The organism is Oleiphilus sp. HI0125 (genome assembly GCF_001635355.1).
Genome location: NZ_LWGF01001168.1, coordinates 1 through 674, shown reverse-complemented (window position 1 = coordinate 674; position 674 = coordinate 1). Strand labels below are relative to the sequence as shown.

At 42.7% G+C, this 674-nt stretch carries 1 protein-coding gene and 1 pseudogene; one reads left to right on the top strand and one right to left on the bottom strand.

Annotated elements, in window-relative coordinates:
* A pseudogene (locus A3762_RS20345) lies at positions 1-338 on the bottom strand (hypothetical protein); the annotation flags it as partial.
* A gap of 100 nt (positions 339-438) precedes the next feature.
* On the opposite strand from A3762_RS20345, the gene A3762_RS20340 reads away from it, so the two are divergent.
* On the top strand, positions 439-674 hold a 236-nt coding region (locus tag A3762_RS20340; protein ID WP_156493629.1), incomplete at its 3' end, for an MBL fold metallo-hydrolase.

The window sequence follows — 674 nt, the reverse complement described above, 5'->3', positions numbered from 1 at the left end:
ATAATCACTAAGTCAGCACTGTCATGCGGCAATGCGATGTCTGTTGTCTGACAAACCAAGGTGTTGTTAGGCATTTCTACTTCATAGTTCGGAACGACATAAAACCGATGACCTAAGCCGCTCGCATTTCCAACAGGTATGCGATGAGATACACACAATTCAGCCTGATGAACACCAACATTCCTTTCAATCAGGCCGTTTATACAACGCCGCTGGTCGGCCAGCAATTCACGTCCGGCGCTTGTTTGGAACCAGCCTTCTAATTGTTTTTGAACATACTGATAATGGGCAATTTTTTTCAAAGAATCGTCATCATCTGTTCTAACATCTATGGTCAAAACGCGTCCTCAATTCATGTATGAAGCTTAAGTATTGCTTGCAGCACAACTCAGTATACTATCGTAGCTTAAAGTAATCACAGAACTACGGCGGTTTAACATGGCTCATTGTACCATTTCAACGATTTCGGCATTTCGAGATAACTACATTTGGTGTATCCATGACGATTCAACAGCTGTTATTGTTGATCCTGGTGATGCAACGCCAGTACTAAGATTTTTAGAAGATAATAATTTGGATCTTGAAGCCGCACTTGTAACGCATCATCACCCCGACCATGTAGGAGGAATACAAACGCTTGGGACAACCTTCCCAAATCTCCGCGTTATAGGCAG